The organism is Sphingobacterium sp. Mn56C (genome assembly GCF_049319645.1).
In the GTDB taxonomy this organism is placed as follows: Bacteria; Bacteroidota; Bacteroidia; order Sphingobacteriales; family Sphingobacteriaceae; genus Sphingobacterium.
On record NZ_JBMOUC010000001.1, the window covers coordinates 1,598,502 to 1,617,987 of the forward strand.

Annotated in this window: 14 protein-coding genes; 4 read left to right on the plus strand and 10 right to left on the minus strand. The window is 39.9% G+C overall.

Features of this window, described 5'->3' with window-relative positions:
* Positions 1 to 48 precede the first annotated feature (48 nt).
* The 6 genes from ACL9RF_RS06755 to ACL9RF_RS06780 form a co-directional block, all read right to left on the minus strand.
* A complete protein-coding gene (locus ACL9RF_RS06755; RefSeq protein ID WP_422799840.1) occupies positions 49 to 3,696 on the minus strand; it encodes an ABC transporter permease/M1 family aminopeptidase in 3,648 nt (1,215 codons plus the stop codon).
* Positions 3,689 to 4,573, minus strand: a complete 885-nt coding sequence (locus ACL9RF_RS06760; RefSeq protein WP_422799841.1) for an ABC transporter ATP-binding protein — start codon at positions 4,571 to 4,573, stop codon at positions 3,689 to 3,691. The genes ACL9RF_RS06755 and ACL9RF_RS06760 overlap by 8 nt, the downstream gene beginning before the upstream one ends.
* A gap of 339 nt (positions 4,574 to 4,912) precedes the next feature.
* Positions 4,913 to 6,256, minus strand: a complete 1,344-nt coding sequence (locus ACL9RF_RS06765) for a hypothetical protein (RefSeq protein WP_422799842.1) — start codon at positions 6,254 to 6,256, stop codon at positions 4,913 to 4,915.
* Positions 6,256 to 8,202, minus strand: coding sequence for a hypothetical protein (locus ACL9RF_RS06770; RefSeq protein WP_422799843.1), 1,947 nt, complete (start codon positions 8,200 to 8,202; stop codon positions 6,256 to 6,258). The genes ACL9RF_RS06765 and ACL9RF_RS06770 overlap by 1 nt, the downstream gene beginning before the upstream one ends.
* 19 nt (positions 8,203 to 8,221) lie before the next feature.
* The gene (locus ACL9RF_RS06775) at positions 8,222 to 8,899 is read right to left on the minus strand and encodes a hypothetical protein (protein ID WP_422799844.1); all 678 of its coding nucleotides are present in this window, start codon (positions 8,897 to 8,899) and stop codon (positions 8,222 to 8,224) included.
* 177 nt (positions 8,900 to 9,076) lie between these two features.
* Positions 9,077 to 10,948 (minus strand): TonB-dependent receptor plug domain-containing protein, encoded by a 1,872-nt coding sequence (locus ACL9RF_RS06780; RefSeq protein ID WP_422799845.1) that lies wholly within the window; start codon positions 10,946 to 10,948, stop codon positions 9,077 to 9,079.
* Between the two features lie 75 nt (positions 10,949 to 11,023).
* On the opposite strand from ACL9RF_RS06780, the gene ACL9RF_RS06785 reads away from it, so the two are divergent.
* Positions 11,024 to 12,508, plus strand: coding sequence for a PLP-dependent aminotransferase family protein (locus ACL9RF_RS06785; RefSeq protein ID WP_422799846.1), 1,485 nt, complete (start codon positions 11,024 to 11,026; stop codon positions 12,506 to 12,508).
* Between the two features lie 67 nt (positions 12,509 to 12,575).
* Positions 12,576 to 14,303 (plus strand): tetratricopeptide repeat protein, encoded by a 1,728-nt coding sequence (locus ACL9RF_RS06790; RefSeq protein WP_422799847.1) that lies wholly within the window; start codon positions 12,576 to 12,578, stop codon positions 14,301 to 14,303.
* Between the two features lie 31 nt (positions 14,304 to 14,334).
* Here ACL9RF_RS06790 and ACL9RF_RS06795 read toward each other — a convergent pair whose 3' ends face one another.
* From ACL9RF_RS06795 to ACL9RF_RS06810, 4 genes are all read right to left on the minus strand, one after another.
* Entirely contained in the window at positions 14,335 to 15,012 is a 678-nt protein-coding gene (locus ACL9RF_RS06795; RefSeq protein WP_422799848.1) for a head GIN domain-containing protein, read from the minus strand.
* Positions 15,013 to 15,015: 3 nt separating this feature from the next.
* Complete coding sequence (locus ACL9RF_RS06800; RefSeq protein ID WP_422799849.1) at positions 15,016 to 15,519, minus strand: hypothetical protein; 504 nt, start codon at positions 15,517 to 15,519, stop codon at positions 15,016 to 15,018.
* 164 nt (positions 15,520 to 15,683) lie between these two features.
* A complete protein-coding gene (locus ACL9RF_RS06805) occupies positions 15,684 to 16,412 on the minus strand; it encodes a DUF3307 domain-containing protein (protein ID WP_422799850.1) in 729 nt (242 codons plus the stop codon).
* Complete coding sequence (locus ACL9RF_RS06810) at positions 16,406 to 17,011, minus strand: hypothetical protein (RefSeq protein ID WP_422799851.1); 606 nt, start codon at positions 17,009 to 17,011, stop codon at positions 16,406 to 16,408. The genes ACL9RF_RS06805 and ACL9RF_RS06810 overlap by 7 nt, the downstream gene beginning before the upstream one ends.
* Positions 17,012 to 17,192: 181 nt before the next feature.
* On the opposite strand from ACL9RF_RS06810, the gene ACL9RF_RS06815 reads away from it, so the two are divergent.
* Together ACL9RF_RS06815 and ACL9RF_RS06820 are read left to right on the plus strand one after the other, a co-directional pair.
* The gene (locus ACL9RF_RS06815) at positions 17,193 to 18,077 is read left to right on the plus strand and encodes a PPK2 family polyphosphate kinase (protein ID WP_422799852.1); all 885 of its coding nucleotides are present in this window, start codon (positions 17,193 to 17,195) and stop codon (positions 18,075 to 18,077) included.
* Between the two features lie 122 nt (positions 18,078 to 18,199).
* Entirely contained in the window at positions 18,200 to 19,405 is a 1,206-nt protein-coding gene (locus ACL9RF_RS06820) for a pyridoxal phosphate-dependent aminotransferase (RefSeq protein ID WP_422799853.1), read from the plus strand.
* The last annotated feature ends 81 nt before the right edge of the window (positions 19,406 to 19,486 follow it).

Below are 19,486 nucleotides of genomic sequence, written 5' to 3' on the forward strand. Positions count from 1 at the left end.
AAATTTATGGCTAAGGCGCTTTTGTTGATGTCGTTGTTGATGATGTTGTTAGATTCTTTTTCTGTTATCTTCAGAATTGGTATCGATTAACTTGTTGTAGGGATCTACGCCTACTTCAAAAGGTTTTTTATCGACATAGATGCTTACTTTATTATGTATTTTATCTACTTTATACTTTTTAAGGAACAGCACCTTGTCTACCGTATATTTCCCTTTAACTTTCTCGGGTTCGCCAAATATGCCTATTTCAATATAATCGGCCAGGGGCAGCGATTGCAGGGTATCGGTCTTTGACGTATACCGTAATGGATCTACAGCACCATCGGTATAACTTTTCATCCCCTTTTCATCGGCCCGGTATTTCGCGACATTAAACTCGATATCTACCTGGTATTTGCTATCGTTAATCTTTTTTGACGACACCGTTTTTACCGCATTATCATATAAAGTTATGGTTTCATACATATCCTGAACAGCATATCGCAAAGAATCCGGTACCTGCTGTTTTAGGAGATCTACAAAAGCTATTGCTGTCGTATAAGGAGGCTCTTGAAAACCTACCTGCTGTATATAACCCTTCAGGAAATTATTGAACTCTTTTTCCCCCATTAGGTCGCTCATGGCATACATAACCAAAGACCCTTTATTGTAGTGTATATACGTCTGGTTCTCATTGTACATCAATGGGTTTTCTTTGAATGCTTCCATTTTTCTACCAGTAAGGTAGTTATCCAAGGCCTCTTTCAGGAATTTGCGCATCTGTCCTTTTCCATAGGTCTTTTCTAGCACCTTCAAGGAGCTGTATTCTGCCAACGACTCGGAAAGCATTGTTGCTCCTTTAACATTAGCGCCAATCACTTGGTGCGCCCACCATTGGTGTGCCAACTCGTGTGAGGTAACAGAAAACGGGTAATCCACACTATTCGGATCCTCGTCATTTACCTGAGCCACAAAACCTATGGTTTCCGAAAAAGGTACGGTATTCGCAAAAGCCTGCGCAAAGGAACCGTAAACCTTTGGAAACTCGATTATACGGATCTGTGAAAATTGATAGGGACTAAACTCTTTTCCATAATAGGCAAAGGATTTCTTTATCGCCGTCATCATACGATCTAAATTATAGTCGTGATCTTTATGGTAATAAATCTCCAGGTTTAGGCCCTCCCATTTTTCCTTTTTAACGGCAAAACGTGCCGATATAAAAGAATAGAAATTCAGCATCTTCTGATCCATTTTATAGTGGAAATAACGGCGCCCCTTTTCAGACCACTCCTTAATAAGGTATCCAGGAGCAATAGCAATCTGGTCTTCATCGGTGCTGATGGTAGTCTCAAAGCGTATCCAATCCGCATCGTTGGAAATATAATTGTCCATCAGTGCACTGCTATCCCGAGGGTCCTTCATGCGCTCCTTCGCGGGAAGATTATACTTGGCTCGGATCATATTATTGTCGAGTTCACCCCGGTCATCGTAACCCAAACTTGGAAAAATACTGTTGTTAAAAAATGTACCATTTTCCAATACCCCCGATCGATCGACTAAAAAGGTGTTGCTTTTACTCTTTAAGGAGCTTAACATCGCCAAGGAGTCGCCGGGTGCCAACGGTTGTGCCAACGCATAAATACTTACATGTAAAACCGTATCCTTAACAACAAGTTTGGCCTCTTTACCGAATTTAATATGCTGAAGCACCTCACTCGTTTGCACCAGTATGGTGTCTATAGGGCTATGGGTTTTATTTTTTAAGGTATAAGCTACCAAAGCCTGATAAGATCTGGCTGTAGGGTACAAATCCAAGTCTACCTTTGTAGCAACAATACGAGGTTGCCCCATATCCTGGTAACGCTTATATTTTAATTCATAGTCTACGCGTTGCTGCTCCTGCTGTTGTGCTGATACGTAGGTATTTAACACATTATCGTGGTAATAAATAACAGCTCCAAGGGATATGAATGCGGCTAAAAATAGAAATAATGGAATATACAGTACCGGTGTAAAACGCTTTTTAGCCAGCAATAACCTTTCCTTTACAGAAGATACAATCCCTCTGCGCCATAACAGAAGTGCCAGTACGCTAAGCACCAACGTAAATAGTATCCAATAGATTTTATAAATCACAAAATCCCGGAAGGCACCGAAACCATTCATATCGGAATAGTCCAGGCTCGGACCGGCATTAAATTTAAAAATTTTCTGCTCCACGCCAATCTCACCCAGCAAAGGCATGCCAATTAAAATAAATAAACACAGCATAAAGCCGGCAACATTATTGGTAAATAGCGATTGTATAAATAGGGCAAATAGAATTAAAACTACATACCGGAGCAAACCAAAGCCAAACAGATTCTGAATATAAAGACCTATTTCAAAATGATAGTATCCCTTATATATCTGGTAGCCAATGGCCGATAACATGCTAATAAAAAGCACAAAACACACCATTTTCAGCAAGGCCAAAAATTTCGAAAACCACATTACCCAATTCGGTACAGAGGTGGCTTCTATCAGCAAATTCATCCGGTCAATGCGGGCACGCTGAATCAATATCCCCGAAAATAAGAATATTAAAATCTGTAAAAAGAAACTATAAGTAGAACCAATGGTATCGAGCATCTTCCAAGTCAGTGGGTAGGTTTCCGTACCATATACCTGCCCCATTATCGAGGTAACCAGCAGGGTCATTAATACGGTAATAAAAAGCACCACAATAAAAGTCCAGTTTCTTACAATAGCTTTAAAATCATAGTTCGAAATATTCCAGGCCAACTTTAATCTGGCTAGAAAGGAGAAATCAAATTTTACAGCAGGCAAATTAATGCGAATAATACTTCCGAAGTTATTCTTCACCACACGTTCGCCAATTTTTTTGCGGAATAAAGAGGCACCTGCTTGACTAAAGCTAAAGGTTTTGTACACATACCCCAGGATTAGGGAGGCTACGCCCAGCCATAACAACCTATTGTACAGTATAACACCTTCAAAAGGCAGATTTCGGTTATTCTGCTCCTGTATAGTCCAATACTTGGTGTAATACATTAAAGGCTCCATACCAAAGGGATCTACTAAAGCCGCAAAATACCTATTGTCCATATCCTGCGTTAACAAAGCAATGACAGTCTGCAATACAAAAAGGATAACAATAACAATAAAACCTACGTAAATATTCCTTGCGTAGGTTACCACCGCAAAGACAATAGCTCCGAATAAAATAAGATTAGGAATAATTAAAATTATAAGTGCCTGCAGGTAGGCCCATGGTTTTGTTGGGCCTAACAATTCCTGGTTTATGGTAGGAATAAACTGTGCAGCAATAAAACCCAGAATGATGGTTATTACAATGGCGATGGTAATACTCAGTGCACTCAAAAACTTTGCCGCCAGGTAAGATCGCTTCGTTAAGGGATATGAAAACAGCATATTATGCATTTGGTATTTATAATCCCGGTATACCGAAGCGCCAATAATGGTCGGCAAGAGGAAATAAACATACGTAGACAGGCTGTTTAAGAAGGCATTGATCTGTATGGCAGAATTCATCTTAATCGGAGAAAATGAGGTAGCCTTAACCCCATCAAATACCCCCAAGGCGGAGGCCATCGTAAAACATGACAGCGCAAAAAATACGACACAATAGATGTAAAATGTGGGTGTATTGAGCCATCTTTTGACCTCTACATTAAAAATTACTTTAAACATGGGCCGCGTCTTTCTTTAATGAAACAAAATATACATCCTCTAATTGGGGTTTTGCTGCCACAAAACCTTCACCAGGAAAGGCTTCACTATATACCCGCACATTTAAGGTATTGTCGGGATTATAGTTGGCAAAGATAACATTATGCTGTAGCGATAGCGCTTCATAGTTATCTCTAGGCACCACCGTAGACCATATTTTTCCTTCTAAGGCCTGCTCACCTTCGGTGGATGTACCGCGGAAAAGTACTCTCCCGCCATTAATAATGGCTAGCTCATGGCATAACTCGCGTACATCATCGACTATATGTGTAGAAAAAATGACCGTATTGGATGTACCAATCTCCCGTAAAACATTAAGAAAACGATGGCGTTCTGCCGGGTCTAATCCTGCCGTAGGCTCATCGACAATAATAAGTTTCGGGTTATTTAACAACAGCTGAGCAATGCCGAAACGCTGCTTCATACCGCCCGAGTAGCCGCTTACATTTCGGTTACGTACCTCATAAAGGTTGGTTATGGCCAAAACCTCGTTTACGATTTTCTTTCGATCATTTGCAGCGGATATTCCCTTGAGCTGGGCGAAGTAGGACAGCAGATCTGCTGCAGACAGATTCGGGTACACGCCAAACTCTTGCGGCAGGTATCCCAGCACCTTACGGAAGTCCATTTGGTTTTCGAAAGTATTAATCCCATTAAAGATTACGGTTCCTGTATCGGGTTGTTGTAATGTTGCAATCGTACGCATCAAGGAGGATTTGCCTGCACCATTTGGACCAAGCAGACCAAACATCCCAACGCCAATTTCTAAATCTATCTGATCTAATGCCTTTACGCCATTATTATAAGTCTTCGTTAATTGGTTAATCTTTAAAGTCATAATTTCATGTATTAATACCAGTTTTATAAATATACAGTATTAGTACACCTTATTTAAATTTTGTTACAGCCAGCCGCAGAAATACCTGTAGAACAAGCCGGAAGAGCACATGCCTAAGTGAAGATTCTAAAATTGGTAAAATCCAAACTGGAGAAACTGAAAAACTAAGAAACTGAAAATTTGTGGGATTGGAGGTTTAGAGGTTTAGGGGTATAGAGGTTTAGGGGTATAGAGGTTTAGGGAGTCTGATGTAGCCAATAGCCAATTATGCTGGATAACCGTAAAAAAGATATGCCCTAAAAAATGGGCTATTCCGTATGGAAAGCCCAGTAACATAAGCTAAAACTTTTTATTCCTTAGGTTTAGAATCTGGTACAGCGCATGTATCCGTTTATTCTCCATGGAAATATTGCCCACATAATGGTTTCTTTTCTTATCGTCAAGCCTTCCTTCCAGTTGTATACCCTCAATTTCAGCAAAAAATGGAATATAATCTAATAAACCATTATCTGTGCTAGAAGAATTATAACTAAAGAACAAGGCATTAGGCTTCTCCTGAAGTTTAAATTCCTGTTTTACTGCAGCCTCTTCGGTAGTAATCATAATAAAATCATCCTGATGGTACGTATTGAATTTAAAAAACATCCGCTCTGGCAAATAGCTCAACAAATGCGGCGATGCTTTAAAGACAAACGCTACGTTTGGCACATTCTGCGTTTGAAGCTCCATCTTCGGTATAGGCTCAAAATTTTCATCATACGTGTATGTTACTACAGTATCCTGCTGTTGAACATGGCCATCTTTCATTTGCATATCCAAATACCCCCCATAATATTTCATTAAGGTGTCTACGGGAATATTATAATCCGCAAGTGTAGACCTATAGCTTTGCAAAAAAGGCCTTATATCGCCATTGCAATAAAAGGTAAACAAATTCTTTTCTGCCAACGGTCTTGCCTTCGGATTGCTGGATAAGGCCACTAAAGTCGGCGCCAATGTCATATCTATCGCTATAGCACCATTTTTAAAATCCAATGCGACCTTGTCTTTGTTAACGGAATTATAGAAGAACACATCTGCTTTTGCGGCATCAACCTCGTTATAATAGGAAAGATTTTTAACCGGCTGAAGCAGCTTAGAGCGGAGCGACCATAAAACATCAATACGCTCAGATTTGTTCACCGAATCCAAGGATAACGACAGCAAAACTTCCGTATCATTGCCTTTAACAATGAGTCTATGCGTATGGGACGCATCAATTTCCCATTGCTGGTCATGTTGTATCAATGCGCTGCTATCGAGCTTTAATTTTTCCAGTAATACGGCCAATAACTTGTCCCTATTCTTTTCCTTAATCTTTACATAACTGTACCAGGTAGTCGTGTCTTTAGGTAAGCGAAATAAATACAGATGAGCAGGAAGGTGCAAATCCGATAGCTTCCTACCCTCATCCTTCACGCCATGCTCCCCTTGTTTCCAATACACACCTGGGTTACCCAAAGCATTTAGCCCGATACGTAACAAAATACGGTCGATATCTACCTTAACCAAAGCGGGCGTTTCATAGTAAACAAGCAGCTTTTCACTATCATCGGCACGGATTTTCATCCATAAGTAAAGGCTTACCGCAATAACTGCGATAAGCCCTACAAGTGTTAATATAATCTTTTTAAAAATTTTCATCAATTGTTAACGTTCATTGACCACCGGTCGATTACATCCAATAAAAAAGCTAAAGCATTACCTTTTTTGTTCGGGAAAGTAATACCAAACTCGCCAGTTAGACGATTGTTTTTTACACCCGAAGAGGTCATGTATACATCCCCATACTCCGCCAATTCCTGTACGGTTTCTTCCATCGACTTTTCAACCGGAATATTAAGGTCTTTCATTAAGTCAGGCACCTTTCCCGTATTAAAGACTGCTGCAAAGGCATTCTTCTTTGCAAGCTTTGCATACGGTCCATACGCCTTACCATGAAAGCGATTGCCCTGTATAGCCTTCAGTTTATTACTATCATTACCTACAAAAACAATTCCATTCTTCATCAAGATGTACAGTTGCACGCCCGCGCGTGTAGATTCCTTTATTTTATAGATACCCTGCTCATCCTCGACTTTATTTTCACGTATACCAATTTGTATTAACTGCTGAAAGATCCGGGTATCATCGGAAGAAAACATCCATAAAAATTGAGGTATCGTTTCCTGCCTAGTTTTCTCCACCTCCGTATAGTTATAAGAATCATCATACTCATAGTCGGTATAAGTTACATCCACGGCAGATACGCCATTTAAAACCAGCAGATTGTCGCCTTTAAAAACCTTAGCTATAGCCTTTTCATCCAGCATTACATCCAACATAGTGCTTGCCAAGCTAAATATTTCCTTATCCCTCGGTTCCGAAGAGGCATAAACATGCTCAATTATTTTGGGCATATTTTTGATATACGCCTCGGTATTTAAATTAAACGTTAAGAAGCCTAAAGATTCTTTTTCTAAGAAAGGCAAAAATTTAGGGTTTATTTTCTTATTGTAAATATCCTTATACAGGCTTCCCATTTCCTTATCAAAGGTTGCCGCGCCGACAAATTTCAAGGTATTTCCGTCGACAACAATACTACCATCGATCCCATCAATACCATAATTAAAAGTCGGTCGTAAGCCTAGTGCCGCTTTGAAAATATCTGCTGGATAAAAATAAGAAAAGTAAGCCGACAAATCTTTCGCAAAAACATGTGCTAAGGTATTTTTTGATAAAGGTGGCACATCAGCATTCGACAACGTTGGTATCTTGCCGGCAATCAGCAATGCCATTTCCTGGTTAATCCAAGACTCCGCTAATTTATTTTTAATGGAATCGTTGTGCTTTGTAATACTATCATAACGACTGTAGTAATCATCCGCGTATTGATCCAAAGCCAGCACCGAATCCACAACAGCATAAGCGTCGTCGTCATCGTCATCGTCATGGTAGATATAATCCTCGTCGGCATCATACGACCATTCCTCCGCTTCAGTAGTATCTGGCGTAACCACAGTATCCGCATCGAAATCATAAGCCTCCCAATCGCTGGCTGCCGCCACCGCATCGTCGGCAGCACTATCGTAAGTCTGCTGCAGGTTATAACGCAAACGTACATCCTCCCGATCAAAGTAATTCGCCATTGTAGTACCCGCTAAAACATAAACCGTTTTGTCATCCCAACTTAGGCGCAATGTTTTATCGTACGAATACAAAGTAGGAAGTCCGTTAACAAACTGTACCACTTTATTTTTAGGCAAAAAAAGCTCAAATTGCTTTTTATTCGCCAAAGGGAGCAAAGCACCAAAATACTGTATACTATCCGAACCCCGAACAAACAAATAAGCTTTAGCATCCAAGTCCAGTCCCATATCTTCAACTTTATGGATTGCCGTCTCTGCCTCTTTGTTAAACTTATTGAAAAAACCCAAGCGAGAAAAAGTCGCATTTAACTCGTTAATGCCCACATGTGCTAACAACGCCTTATTATTCAGTGTAACCACAACATTAGCATCCTTAGGAACCTTACGGATAAGATCTTGTGCGTATGCTCCGATAATTTGAAGGAGCATAATCATTACGAGAAAAACATTTTTAATTTGCATATATATTATTTAATAAAGATTATTTGACTAGTGATATCTGATTTGTTAAACTAACGTTCCCCTTTACCAGATCAAGGATACTTACCTGCAGCATTACCGCCTTTTTATTGGCTGAAATCTTTCCATTAGGGTTTGTCTGTTTGTCAACCACCCCCTGAAAGCGGTAAATACTCGTAAAACCCGCCTCTTGAAAAGCCTTCTGGCTATCTGGTTTTAAGCGGTCTAACTCTTTCTTGGCTTCCGCCGCGTACACATAATTTCGCGATAACACTTTTGTCGCCGTATTATAACTATAGCTAGAATAGCTATAAAAATTGTTCTTAAAATGCGTAGATAAAGTCTTGGTAAAGGTATTTAAGGCCGCTATATCTTTAAAATCGCAAGAAAGGCTACCTATAAAATTATTAAAATCTAAGGTATACTTCACATTCGATATTCCTGCTGTCTGTTGTAGTAACTTTACAATAGTTTGCACCTCGGTTTCTATGGTACGTCGCGACGGTACCTTCATCCCCTCCACTTTCTCCAATTTCATTAATGAAGCGACTTTTGTTTTACTTTTACTTAGGTTTATTGTAGCCTTGATACTTCCAGAGCCATCATTTTTAAGGTCAACATCTTCGACAACCTCAAAACAACTGCTTAAGCTTAAAATGCTAAACAGTACTATTAGATTTAATACAATTTTTTTTAACATACCCGATTACGATTCTAAATTTGGCTGATTTATAAGCTGGACAGTACAAATAATAAGCCAATATTTTAGCCACTAAGCGGACATAGAATGGCAAAGCCCCCCATATTTGGGAGGCCCTAACCGAAGTAAAACTCGCTTAAAAATTAATTATCGCCTAGTAAAAACCTCGTTTACAGTCTATAAAAAAGCATACCTAAGCCCTAAAGTATACCATCGCGATGGCAAATAAACCGCACCAGCCTCTTTATATGTCGCATTAAATATATTATTAACATCGATAAAAATCCCTATTTTTAGTAGGTTATATTCGGCCTTAACATCTGTCAAAAGGTACGCATTATTCAACTCCCGCTTAATCCATCGGTTTCCGACGGTAAAATTCCAGTTCTGCGATCGTAAAGCTACCCGTGCTAAAGCCTGGTGTCTTAAGCTCTCCAATATATATTTCGAATCTTTACCTTCCTGAAGCTCCAAGGCTTTCGGTTTTAGGTAGTTGTAGCTAAGGTCATACCTTAGCGTAGACCGCGATCCGATTTTAACATCCTGCCCTGCAGAGAATGAAAGTCCCTGCATCAGATTACTCCCCAAATTGAAGGGTTGATATGGAGGTGCCGGTGTGACATCCTGTCGTACCCAATCGATAAAATCAGTAATATTACGCCTGAAATACCCCCCTTGAACGAAGAAACCCTGCTGATGATATTTCAAGGCCCCTTCCAGCTGCCATGCCCTTTCACTTTTTAAAGCTGCATTGCCAATATTTCCCGGTTGCTTAAGGAATAAATCTGTAAAGGAAGGAATACGCTGGCTGCTTCCAATATTAACCGAAGCACGCCAATGGTCGTTAAAAGCATAAGCAGCATCTATGCCCGGAAAAACCTGCCAGCCATATTGGGTATTGTAATTTACATAGGTACCAATATTAACGACTAAATCACGAACAGGCTCCGTTTTATACTCCGCATACAGACCATGGTTATACCGATCATGATCGCCAATATTTGTACTTTCAATTTTTTCGGACCTTGTCTCCAAGCCGAATCCAAAATCACCAATAGATGTATGTAACGACGAATTTAATTCCAGCGCAAAAACCTGTGTTTCATGCTGTGAGCGCGCCTTAGAAATATCGTCGCGGTAGTACCTATAGTCGTCTTTGTTTAACCGATAACTGGCCCGCGGTTTAAACTGAAAATTATTCCCCAATTTGTGGGTCGAGCCTATAGAAAACAAACCTGTTTTAACAATTTCATAGGACTCCTTATCGCCCGGAGCAGCATAAAAACCATTGGCACCAAATTCATTGTGTATAAACCCCGCCATAAGGTCTATACCATGCCTGTCGTTGGGCTGTATTTTACCTTGATAAAAGGCTTTATAATCTTCGGTACTGCTATTGTAACGCTGACCATTAGAGCGCTGTGTGCCCAAGGATATTAAATTCCTGCTGATTCCGGCGGGCAAGTTCAAAACTGCCTGTGCACCGTAACCACCATAGATCCCCGACTTGCCCTCGTCGCTACGCTTTTTAAAGGAAGACCCCGACTGCAGACTTACGGTAGCCGAAGTTTTATCCGAGGCATGGGTAATAATATTTATGGCGCCTGTTAAAGCATTGACACCATAAACACGCGCTGCCGGCCCTCTTAATACCTCAATACGCTCTACGGCATCCAGGCTTACAGGCAAATTCATCGAAAGATGCCCCGTTTGCACATCCGAAATCTTAACCCCGTTTAATAAGATCAAAGTCTGCTCGAAAGAGCCACCATCGATACTTACATCCGCCTGAGTACCAAAAGGACCACGTTGGCGAATATCCACACCAGCCACGTAGGCTAAGACCTCCGGAACAGAGCGCACAGGAAGCTGCCTTATAGCAGCCTTATCGATTATTTGCACATTACGTGTAGCTTTGTTGAATGGAATCTGTAATCTATTTTCATGGATTATCACCTCATGAATAGCGGTAGTATCGCGTTGTTGAGCCCATAGTAAGTTAGGGCATAAGGAAATAAGCGCTAAAGTATACTGTATATTTTTAATCATAAAATCATTTCTTTTTGTTATGCCCCACAAAAGTCCTATCTTTCCGGAACATTTTAATAGTCCACTTTACAATATATGAGTAGTCCGGTTGAAATCTCCTTTACCTCGCTTATTTGCATTGATAAAAGTAGCAGCACCCCCATCTACATACAATTAGCCCAGCAGTTTGTAAATGCCATACAACGCGGCTATCTCAGTATTGGCGCACGCATGCCAGGCACCAGAATATTAAGTAAAGATTTAAAAGTTCATAGAAAAACAATAATAGCTGCATTTGAAGAACTCGAGGCACAAGGATGGTTAGAAATTGTTCCCAATAAGGGCACGTTTATCCTCCAAAAGGATATCAAACAACTGCAAAGCCGCCATATTACATCCCTACAGACCATTAAAACCTACCCTGAAAAGACGGGATTTGAATTTACGCAGTCCAATATTTTAGACAGTCCTTTTGAGCTAAACCCCTGCAGTTATTACTTCACAGATGGAACACCAGACATCAGGATCACCCAACTGCAAGCCCTCTCCCAGCATTATGGGTCCGCTTTAAAGCGAAAGAGTAATTTGAGGAAAATGGCAAATTATCAGGAGCATGGGAGTTTATATTTTAAAGAGCAGCTCAGCAATTACCTCAACCTTACAAGAGGGCTGCATATTGCAGCCTACAATCTATTGGTAAGCCGCAGCTCGGAGATGAGTTTATACCTTATAGCACGCGTGGTTTTAAGTCCGGGAGATTGTGTTGTAGTCGGCAACCTAAGTAATTTTTCGATAAACATGACCTTTGCCCAGGTAGGTGCTAAAATAGCTACTATAGCCATGGATGAAGAGGGTATCTGTGTACACAGTTTGACCAACCTGGTGCAGCAAAAAAAGGTTAGAATGTTGTATTTAACGCCACATCACCACTACCCCACCACCGTAACCCTAAGTGCTCAAAGGCGAATTGAAATATTAAAACTCGCCAAAGAGTATGGTTTTTTTATCTTGGAAGACGATTACGACTATGATTTTCATTACGAAAACACGGCAATTTTACCTTTAGCCAGCGCCGATTCCCACGGTTTGGTAATCTATACCGGAACCTTTGGCAAATCGTTAATCCCCACCTTCCGAACGAGTTTCGTTGTTGCTCCGAAAAACTTAATTCAGGAGATGAATAAGTACTTGGGCATTATTGACCGGCATGGCGATATTGTCACCGAGTACGCTTTAGGACAAATGATTGAGGAAGGAGATATTCACAGGCATCTAAAAAAATCCATTTTGGCCTATAAAAATAGAAGAGATGAAACCGCAGTAACATTGAAGAAGTTATTTAACGATACTATTCAGTTTACAATACCTAAAGGCGGACTGGCATTTTGGGTCCGTTTTAAGGAGAATATCCAATTTTTAAAAGTCGCGAAGTATGCGCAGGAACAAGATCTCTTTATCCCTAGAAATATATTTTACCAGAACCAAGAAATCACAGCGATGCGTTTGGGCTTCGGAAATTGGGAACCCTTAGAGATGAAAAATAATTTAGAAATACTTAAAGAATCCATGTTAAAAATTTAACTATTAGTATATATTTTTTTATAATTTAATAAGACAACAATTATCCATATAATTGTATAGTTGACTTATGAGAATTATACTAAACCACTTAATACTAATACCCCTTTTCTTTTGTTTGGCTATGCCTTTACACGGGCAAACCCCTGCGCAACAGATTTTACAACTTAAAAGCAGTAAAGCCCAGCTAGATACCCTATTGAATGTAAACTGGCTTAAAACTACAAAAAGAGATACCAGCAGCTTAGCAAAAGACTTAAGTACGCTGTCGAAGCATACGAATCCTGCTTTGTCTTTTGGTTACCATTTACTTATGGCAGATGCCGCATCAGTTAACTATGATCGAATTAACCCCCGCAGCGATTTATATTTTCAAAAAGCAGAAGATATAGCGCAGGCTCAAAATAATATTCTTTGGAAAATTGTTGTTGCTATACGCAAAGGAACCTATTATTTCACCTATCGAGACATACAACATGCCTTGCCTCATTTTCTTTTAGCCGATCGTTTATTAGCCGACGTTTCCATACAAGATCTTCCAAATGCGGCAACACATTTACAGTATATAGCGAATTTTTACGGTTATATTGGCGACTCGAAAAAAGCCTTAAATTATTACAAACATAGCGCTAATTTACTGCGTGAAACAAATCGCAAAGCAGTAGATATTACCAACTCCATAGGGGTATATTATCTACGAGACTCGAATATCAATGCTGCAAACGCATATTTTGACAAGGCATTATCCATGGCACAAGCTATTCGGGATACGGTGTGGATAGGTATTGTTAAAGGATATATCGCTAAAAATTATCTGCTGCAGAAAGACACCACAAAAGCACTTGAGCTATTTAAAATAAATGCCGATTATTCCTTAAAGTACCAGGACTTTACAGGCGCCATGAGCGTTTTGATGGATATGGCACAGGTATATTACCAACAGCGGAATTTTACGGAGGCCGAAAAATGTATCCTGCAGGCGCAGGTGTTAATGGAGGCTAAACCTTTTTACCTGCCCTATAAAACGGCCATGTATAAAATGCTGCTAGAAATGGCCCTGTTAAAAGGAAACACCGCCAGCGCGGTAGAATACTTAAAGAAGTATATGGTTTTTAACGATTCCCTAAGCCTGCAGAAGGATGCCGAAAGGCTGCAGCAAATTACCTGGAAATGGGAAGCCGAGCGCTATGATACCGCCTTTAAAATGGCCGAGGATAAAAGAAAAAAAGACCGTATTTTAGACCTAAGCATAGGCTTAATTTTGATGTTAATCTTTCTACTTTTTATCCTAATAATAAGCCGTTCCCGTCAAAAGATTAAAATTAAATCCATAAAAATGGAGAAGGAACGTTTAAACTTAATTATTGAAAAACAACAGGTTGATAAGGAACTTTCTATGGCAAAAAAAACAATGGAAGACTTTATTACGCGTATTAACAACCACCAAAACTTAATACAGAATCTTCAAAACAAACTTGTTAAAGCAAAATCTCAGGATCAGGATAATGTGACACAATTGGAGCTCAGCCTGAATCAAATGCTGGAATCGCATATCATGACCGACGAACGCTGGTTGCGTTTCAAGAGTATATTTGAGAAACTTCATCCGGGCTTCTTTTCAGAACAGCGGAAGTTATATCCTAATATTTCGGAGAGTAACCTGCGTTTATTGACTTTAAATTTCTTAGGACTGAGCAACCAAAGTATATCCCATTTACTGGGCATATCGCTAGACGGGGTTAAAAAAGCGAAACAACGTTTACGAAAAAAAATCGTGGAAACCCATCAGTCCGAATAGATTTCCACGCTATTAAAGGCTATATAACCACTTATTTTATATAGTTAATCTTTCCGCCGGCAAGTTTTTTCTGTTTACGGTCGGCAGGATTGCCATACACCTCCACTATACCACCGGCACGTGTTTGTATATTTACACGCTTAGAGGCATGTACCTCCGCACGCCCACCAGCGCTAATGGTCGCTGTAGCATCGTCCGATTTCAGTGCTTTTCCATAGTAATACCCCCCCAAAGCGATTTCTATTTTCTGGGCAATAGTACTTCCTTTGGTCACGATATAACCTCCGGTGTTGATTAAAACATCCAGATTTTTACCCTCTACATGGACATCAATCTTCCCGCCTTCATAAGCCGAAAGGTTAATAGCATCCATTTTTATCTGGCCCTTTTCTAAGGCTATATCGGCACCTTTACGAGCCACTATACTCGAAACATCCGTGCTGTATAGCGTTACCTGTACTTTATTTCCCTGCAACGGATAACCTGCTCCCATTTTTAAACGTAAAATATCCCCTGTCTGTGTCAATTCCATCTGATTGGCTAACTCGCCCTCGATAACAATTTTATTTTCCTGGGCCATATGCAACTGAACATGGATTTTATCCGTTACCTCCAACTCCTTAAATGCCATTAAATCGCGTGATAACTGCGCAAATGTTGCTGTGATACCCGCAAAAAATAAGGCTACTAAAAACACTGTTTTCTTCATTTTTTATCTCCCTAATAAACTTAATTCATCGGCCGAAAAGATATTCGCTCCTTTCAGGTAATTATACAATAAAGTTTTTGTTTTTCCGTCTTCAATTTTATACAAATTCTTTACCAAAAAATCTTTATCCTTCGGGATTTCTTCTTTATACCCTAAATACGATGGAATATGTGCCTGTATACATAAACGTATAAAGCGTAATTCCGCATTATTAGGATCGGCTTTAATTTGACTCTCCAGGACTTTTTTGCCCCCATTAAAGAAACTCATTTTTTTTATCGGATTGCCTGTATGTTTAGCCATAAACATCTGAAAAGCACCTTCATACCCTTTCTCCAATGTAGTTTTAGCCTCCTCTTTAAGTATAGTATAATACTGTTTGCAAAGTTTTTCGTCTTTAACGCCCTTATTAAAGTCGCGACGAATATCGGTTAGATTTAACTGTTGCGCTAATGCACTACTACCACTGAGGAGTAAGATGCCTAGCATAATAAAAATACCTCTCATAGCTTTATACCTTATAATGATTCTATGTAAATTACAAAAAAGACTACATGTATGCTACGCCCGCACTAAAATTTATCCTAGCCTATACCAGCGTAGTCTGGCAACCTCTTAAAGCTACCCAAATATTAGTGGTAGTATAGGTAAAAGATACCATTTTTAACCTGCTACACCAACCGTAACACATACCGCAACGCATAGCCTATGCCAATGGCGATACTAAAACTTGCCAGGGTACCAACCAAAATATATTCGGTGAATTTGGTATCCTTCGCATTGCTTAAATCGCCAAAGCGAAATATTGACTTCGCTGCCAGCAGAAAACCAATACCAGAAAGAAATCCGACCTGAATAAACCAAACAATAATCAACCGCTCCATTATGCCAATTAACATGCCGGCATCAATTAAACTATCTTTTCGTTTGGTATGAACCTCTAGCTCGGTACTCCACTTACTAAACAGTAAACGCAGAAATATAGGGCTTACAGCGGCAACCAGCAGAAAAGCAATACTGTAAATCAGCATCCGGTTTGTTAGAAGCACCTGCGACCAATCTATGGTCAGTTTATAGGTATAACATACCACAGCCCACAGTACCCCGAGATGTAAAAGCTGGTCGATAACAAACAATACAGTGGGGTTACTGCGAAATTTCTTTTCCCACCAAATTTTTAGGCTATCAATCGCCAAGTGTGAAACAGCAATAAACGTAATTAACGCCCCGCTCACAGGAAGCTGATGAATAAAAACCAACAGCAGCAACAAGGCATGCACCAAAACATGGAGAAATAAAACACCAACCTGTTCACTCCTTTTCTGCACCCAGCTGGCAGGCTGCAATACAAAGTCGCCAATAATATGCGCTAATACTAATTTCAAAAATAATGTTACCATTGTTTCAACAGTTCTGTGGTACAGTAGTGTATTGTTTTTTTAAGTTTTAACCAGTTTGCTTTTCCCAGCTCGGTACTTACCTGGCTTTGGTACTTCCGGTTCAATACCTGCGCCAATTCCCGCTGACTGAAGTCCGGATTTTCAATCATCACCTTTACCGTCTCGGCCATATTAATAGTCCATCGTTCACCCAAGGCAGTTAACAATTGCAGCATTATATTTGCAGGCTCATCCCATGTCGACCAGGGCGATTTTACCTGCATCAATTCTTTCCCTAAACCATCAAAAGCTATGCCCGAATTTAAATAAGCCTCTCCATTGGATAACTTTACCGAAGCTTCGGTAAAAGAAACCTCTCCAATGCCCAGGCCCATACGTACATCCAGCTGATCTATCGTGCGCATACAGGTGCGTATGTAAAACATCGCCCATATACTCTGCTGTGGCGCCAGCTCTACCTGAAAACTATCCCCGCGGTAAATATCAAAATTTGTACTATACTGCCGTATAGCCTGCTCCAAAACCGGCAGCCATAGGCTGGCATGTAGCCCTCTGGAGTTTACAATATCCCCTGTTAGTACAGCATGTTTGGTACCCATATTTTAAATTTATTATCAAATATAATGATAAAACAATATATCATCAATTTCAATGATAATTAAATTTATCATTTGTTTTAGTGATACAGCAAAAACAAATATAACCGTTCATAAAACAAAACTGAGCCCCAAATCGTTTAGTAAAAAGAAAATAAATTGATTAGCACCACAATTGTAAGCAATGGCCAAATTCCAAAAGCAACTCCAGGCGAACAAAAAGTTCAAAATGACGGATTATCCCACCGAGATTCCAGAGATAGACACAGATAGCGCAAAAAAAGAACTCAAGAAAATACGAAAGGAGCTGGCAAAAATTCAAGATATTCTTTATGCCCACAACCGTTATTCGGTGCTGGTATGCCTACAGGGAATGGATACAAGTGGCAAAGACTCTTTGGTACGGGAGGTATTCAAGGACTTCAATGCGCGCGGTGTGGTGGTACAAAGTTTTAAAACACCGACCAGCCTCGAATTAGCGCACGATTACCTCTGGCGCCATTATATCACACTTCCTGAGCACGGCAAATTCACCGTTTTTAACCGTACACACTACGAGAATGTACTGGTAACACGCGTAAATCCGAAATTTATTTTAAATGAAAACCTCCCTAAAATTAAGGACGTTAAGGATATTCCAAAGGACTTTTGGCGTAGGCGTTATAAGCAGATTAACAATTTTGAAAAACACCTCCACGAAAATGGAACCATTGTGTTAAAATTTTACTTGCACCTCAGCAAAAATGAGCAGAAAAACAGATTACTAAGGCGCTTGGAAAATGCCGATAAAAACTGGAAGTTTTCGGAAGACGATCTTACAGCCAGACGACGCTGGCAAGATTATATGGACTGCTATGAAGACACGATAAGGCAAACATCGACCGCTAAGATCCCCTGGTATATTATTCCGGCAGATAATAAAAGTGCCTCCAGATATCTCGTCGCGCAGATTATATTCGAAGAGCTTAAAAAATACAAAGACATAAAATACCCCGACCTACCCGTGGATATTGAAGAGCATAAATCCAAATATAAAAAGGAACTATTAAACGAAAAATCAACCTTATAATTAAACTTTAAGAATTAAACCGGTGCTTTCATTATTAAAATATCAAAATTTTAAGGTATTTAGATTTAATATTTTAAAAAATACATATTTTAGTAAAGTATATATAATATATTTGCAATACCATGAGCACAACAACAATTTTATCCGATAGAATCAATAGCCTATCTGAGTCTGCAACATTAAAAATGACCAAACTTGGTCGTGAGCTGGCAGCTAAAGGCATCAATGTAATTAGTTTAAGTGTAGGTGAACCCGATTTCAATACACCAGACCATGTAAAAGAAGCCGCAAAAAAAGCTTTAGACGACAACTATACGCGTTATACACCGGTACCAGGGTACCCAGACTTGCGCCAGGCCATTGTAAAAAAATTAAAAGAAGAAAATGGCTTGGACTACGATATCTCACAGATTGTAGTTTCTACAGGAGCAAAACAATCTTTATCCAATGTAATTCTAACCTTGGTAAATCCAGGCGACCAGGTTATTATACCTACGCCATACTGGGTATCATACTCGGAAATGGTGGTATTGGCAGAAGGCGAATCCGTATTTATTCCTACGGATTTGGATAGCAATTTTAAAATTACAGCAGCACAATTGGAAGCTGCAATAACACCGAAAACTAAAGTTTTCATGTTCTCCTCGCCATGTAACCCTACCGGATCGGTATACAGCAAGGACGAGTTAGAGGCTTTGGTTAAAGTGTTCGAAAAATATCCTAATATTTATATTATTGCCGATGAAATTTATGAGCACATAAATTTTGTGGATAAACATGAATCGATAGCTCAATTTGATAGCATTAAAGACCGTGTGATCCTCATCAATGGCTTCTCCAAAGCCTATGCCATGACGGGATGGCGCTTAGGCTATATTGCTGCAAGCAAAGAAATTGCTGCGGCAAACGATAAATTACAAGGACAAACGACGTCAGGAACCTGCTCTATCGCACAACGTGCCGGTATTGCGGCCTACGCAGGCGGGTTAGAGAGTGTAAACAAAATGAAGGAAGCATTTGCACGCCGCCGCCAGTTGGTTTATGACCTGTTGAACGATATACCCGGTATAAAAACAAACCTTCCGGATGGTGCTTTCTATTTCTTCCCGGAGGTAAAATCATTCTTCGGCAAAAAAGACCCTGAAGGAAACCTGATTAAAAACTCTGGCGATCTTGCCCTTTACCTTTTAAACTATGGCCATGTGGCCACGGTAGACGGAGGATCTTTTGGTAACGATAACTACATCCGATTATCTTATGCTGCATCGGATGAAAGCTTAACAGAGGCTTTACGCCGCATAAAAGAGGCCTTGGCGAAGTTGGCATAACCTCGGCCTATAACCCTAAAAAAATACCCGATTTTTCAATCGGGTATTTTTTTAGGGTTCCTTGTCTTTATGTTTTGCCGC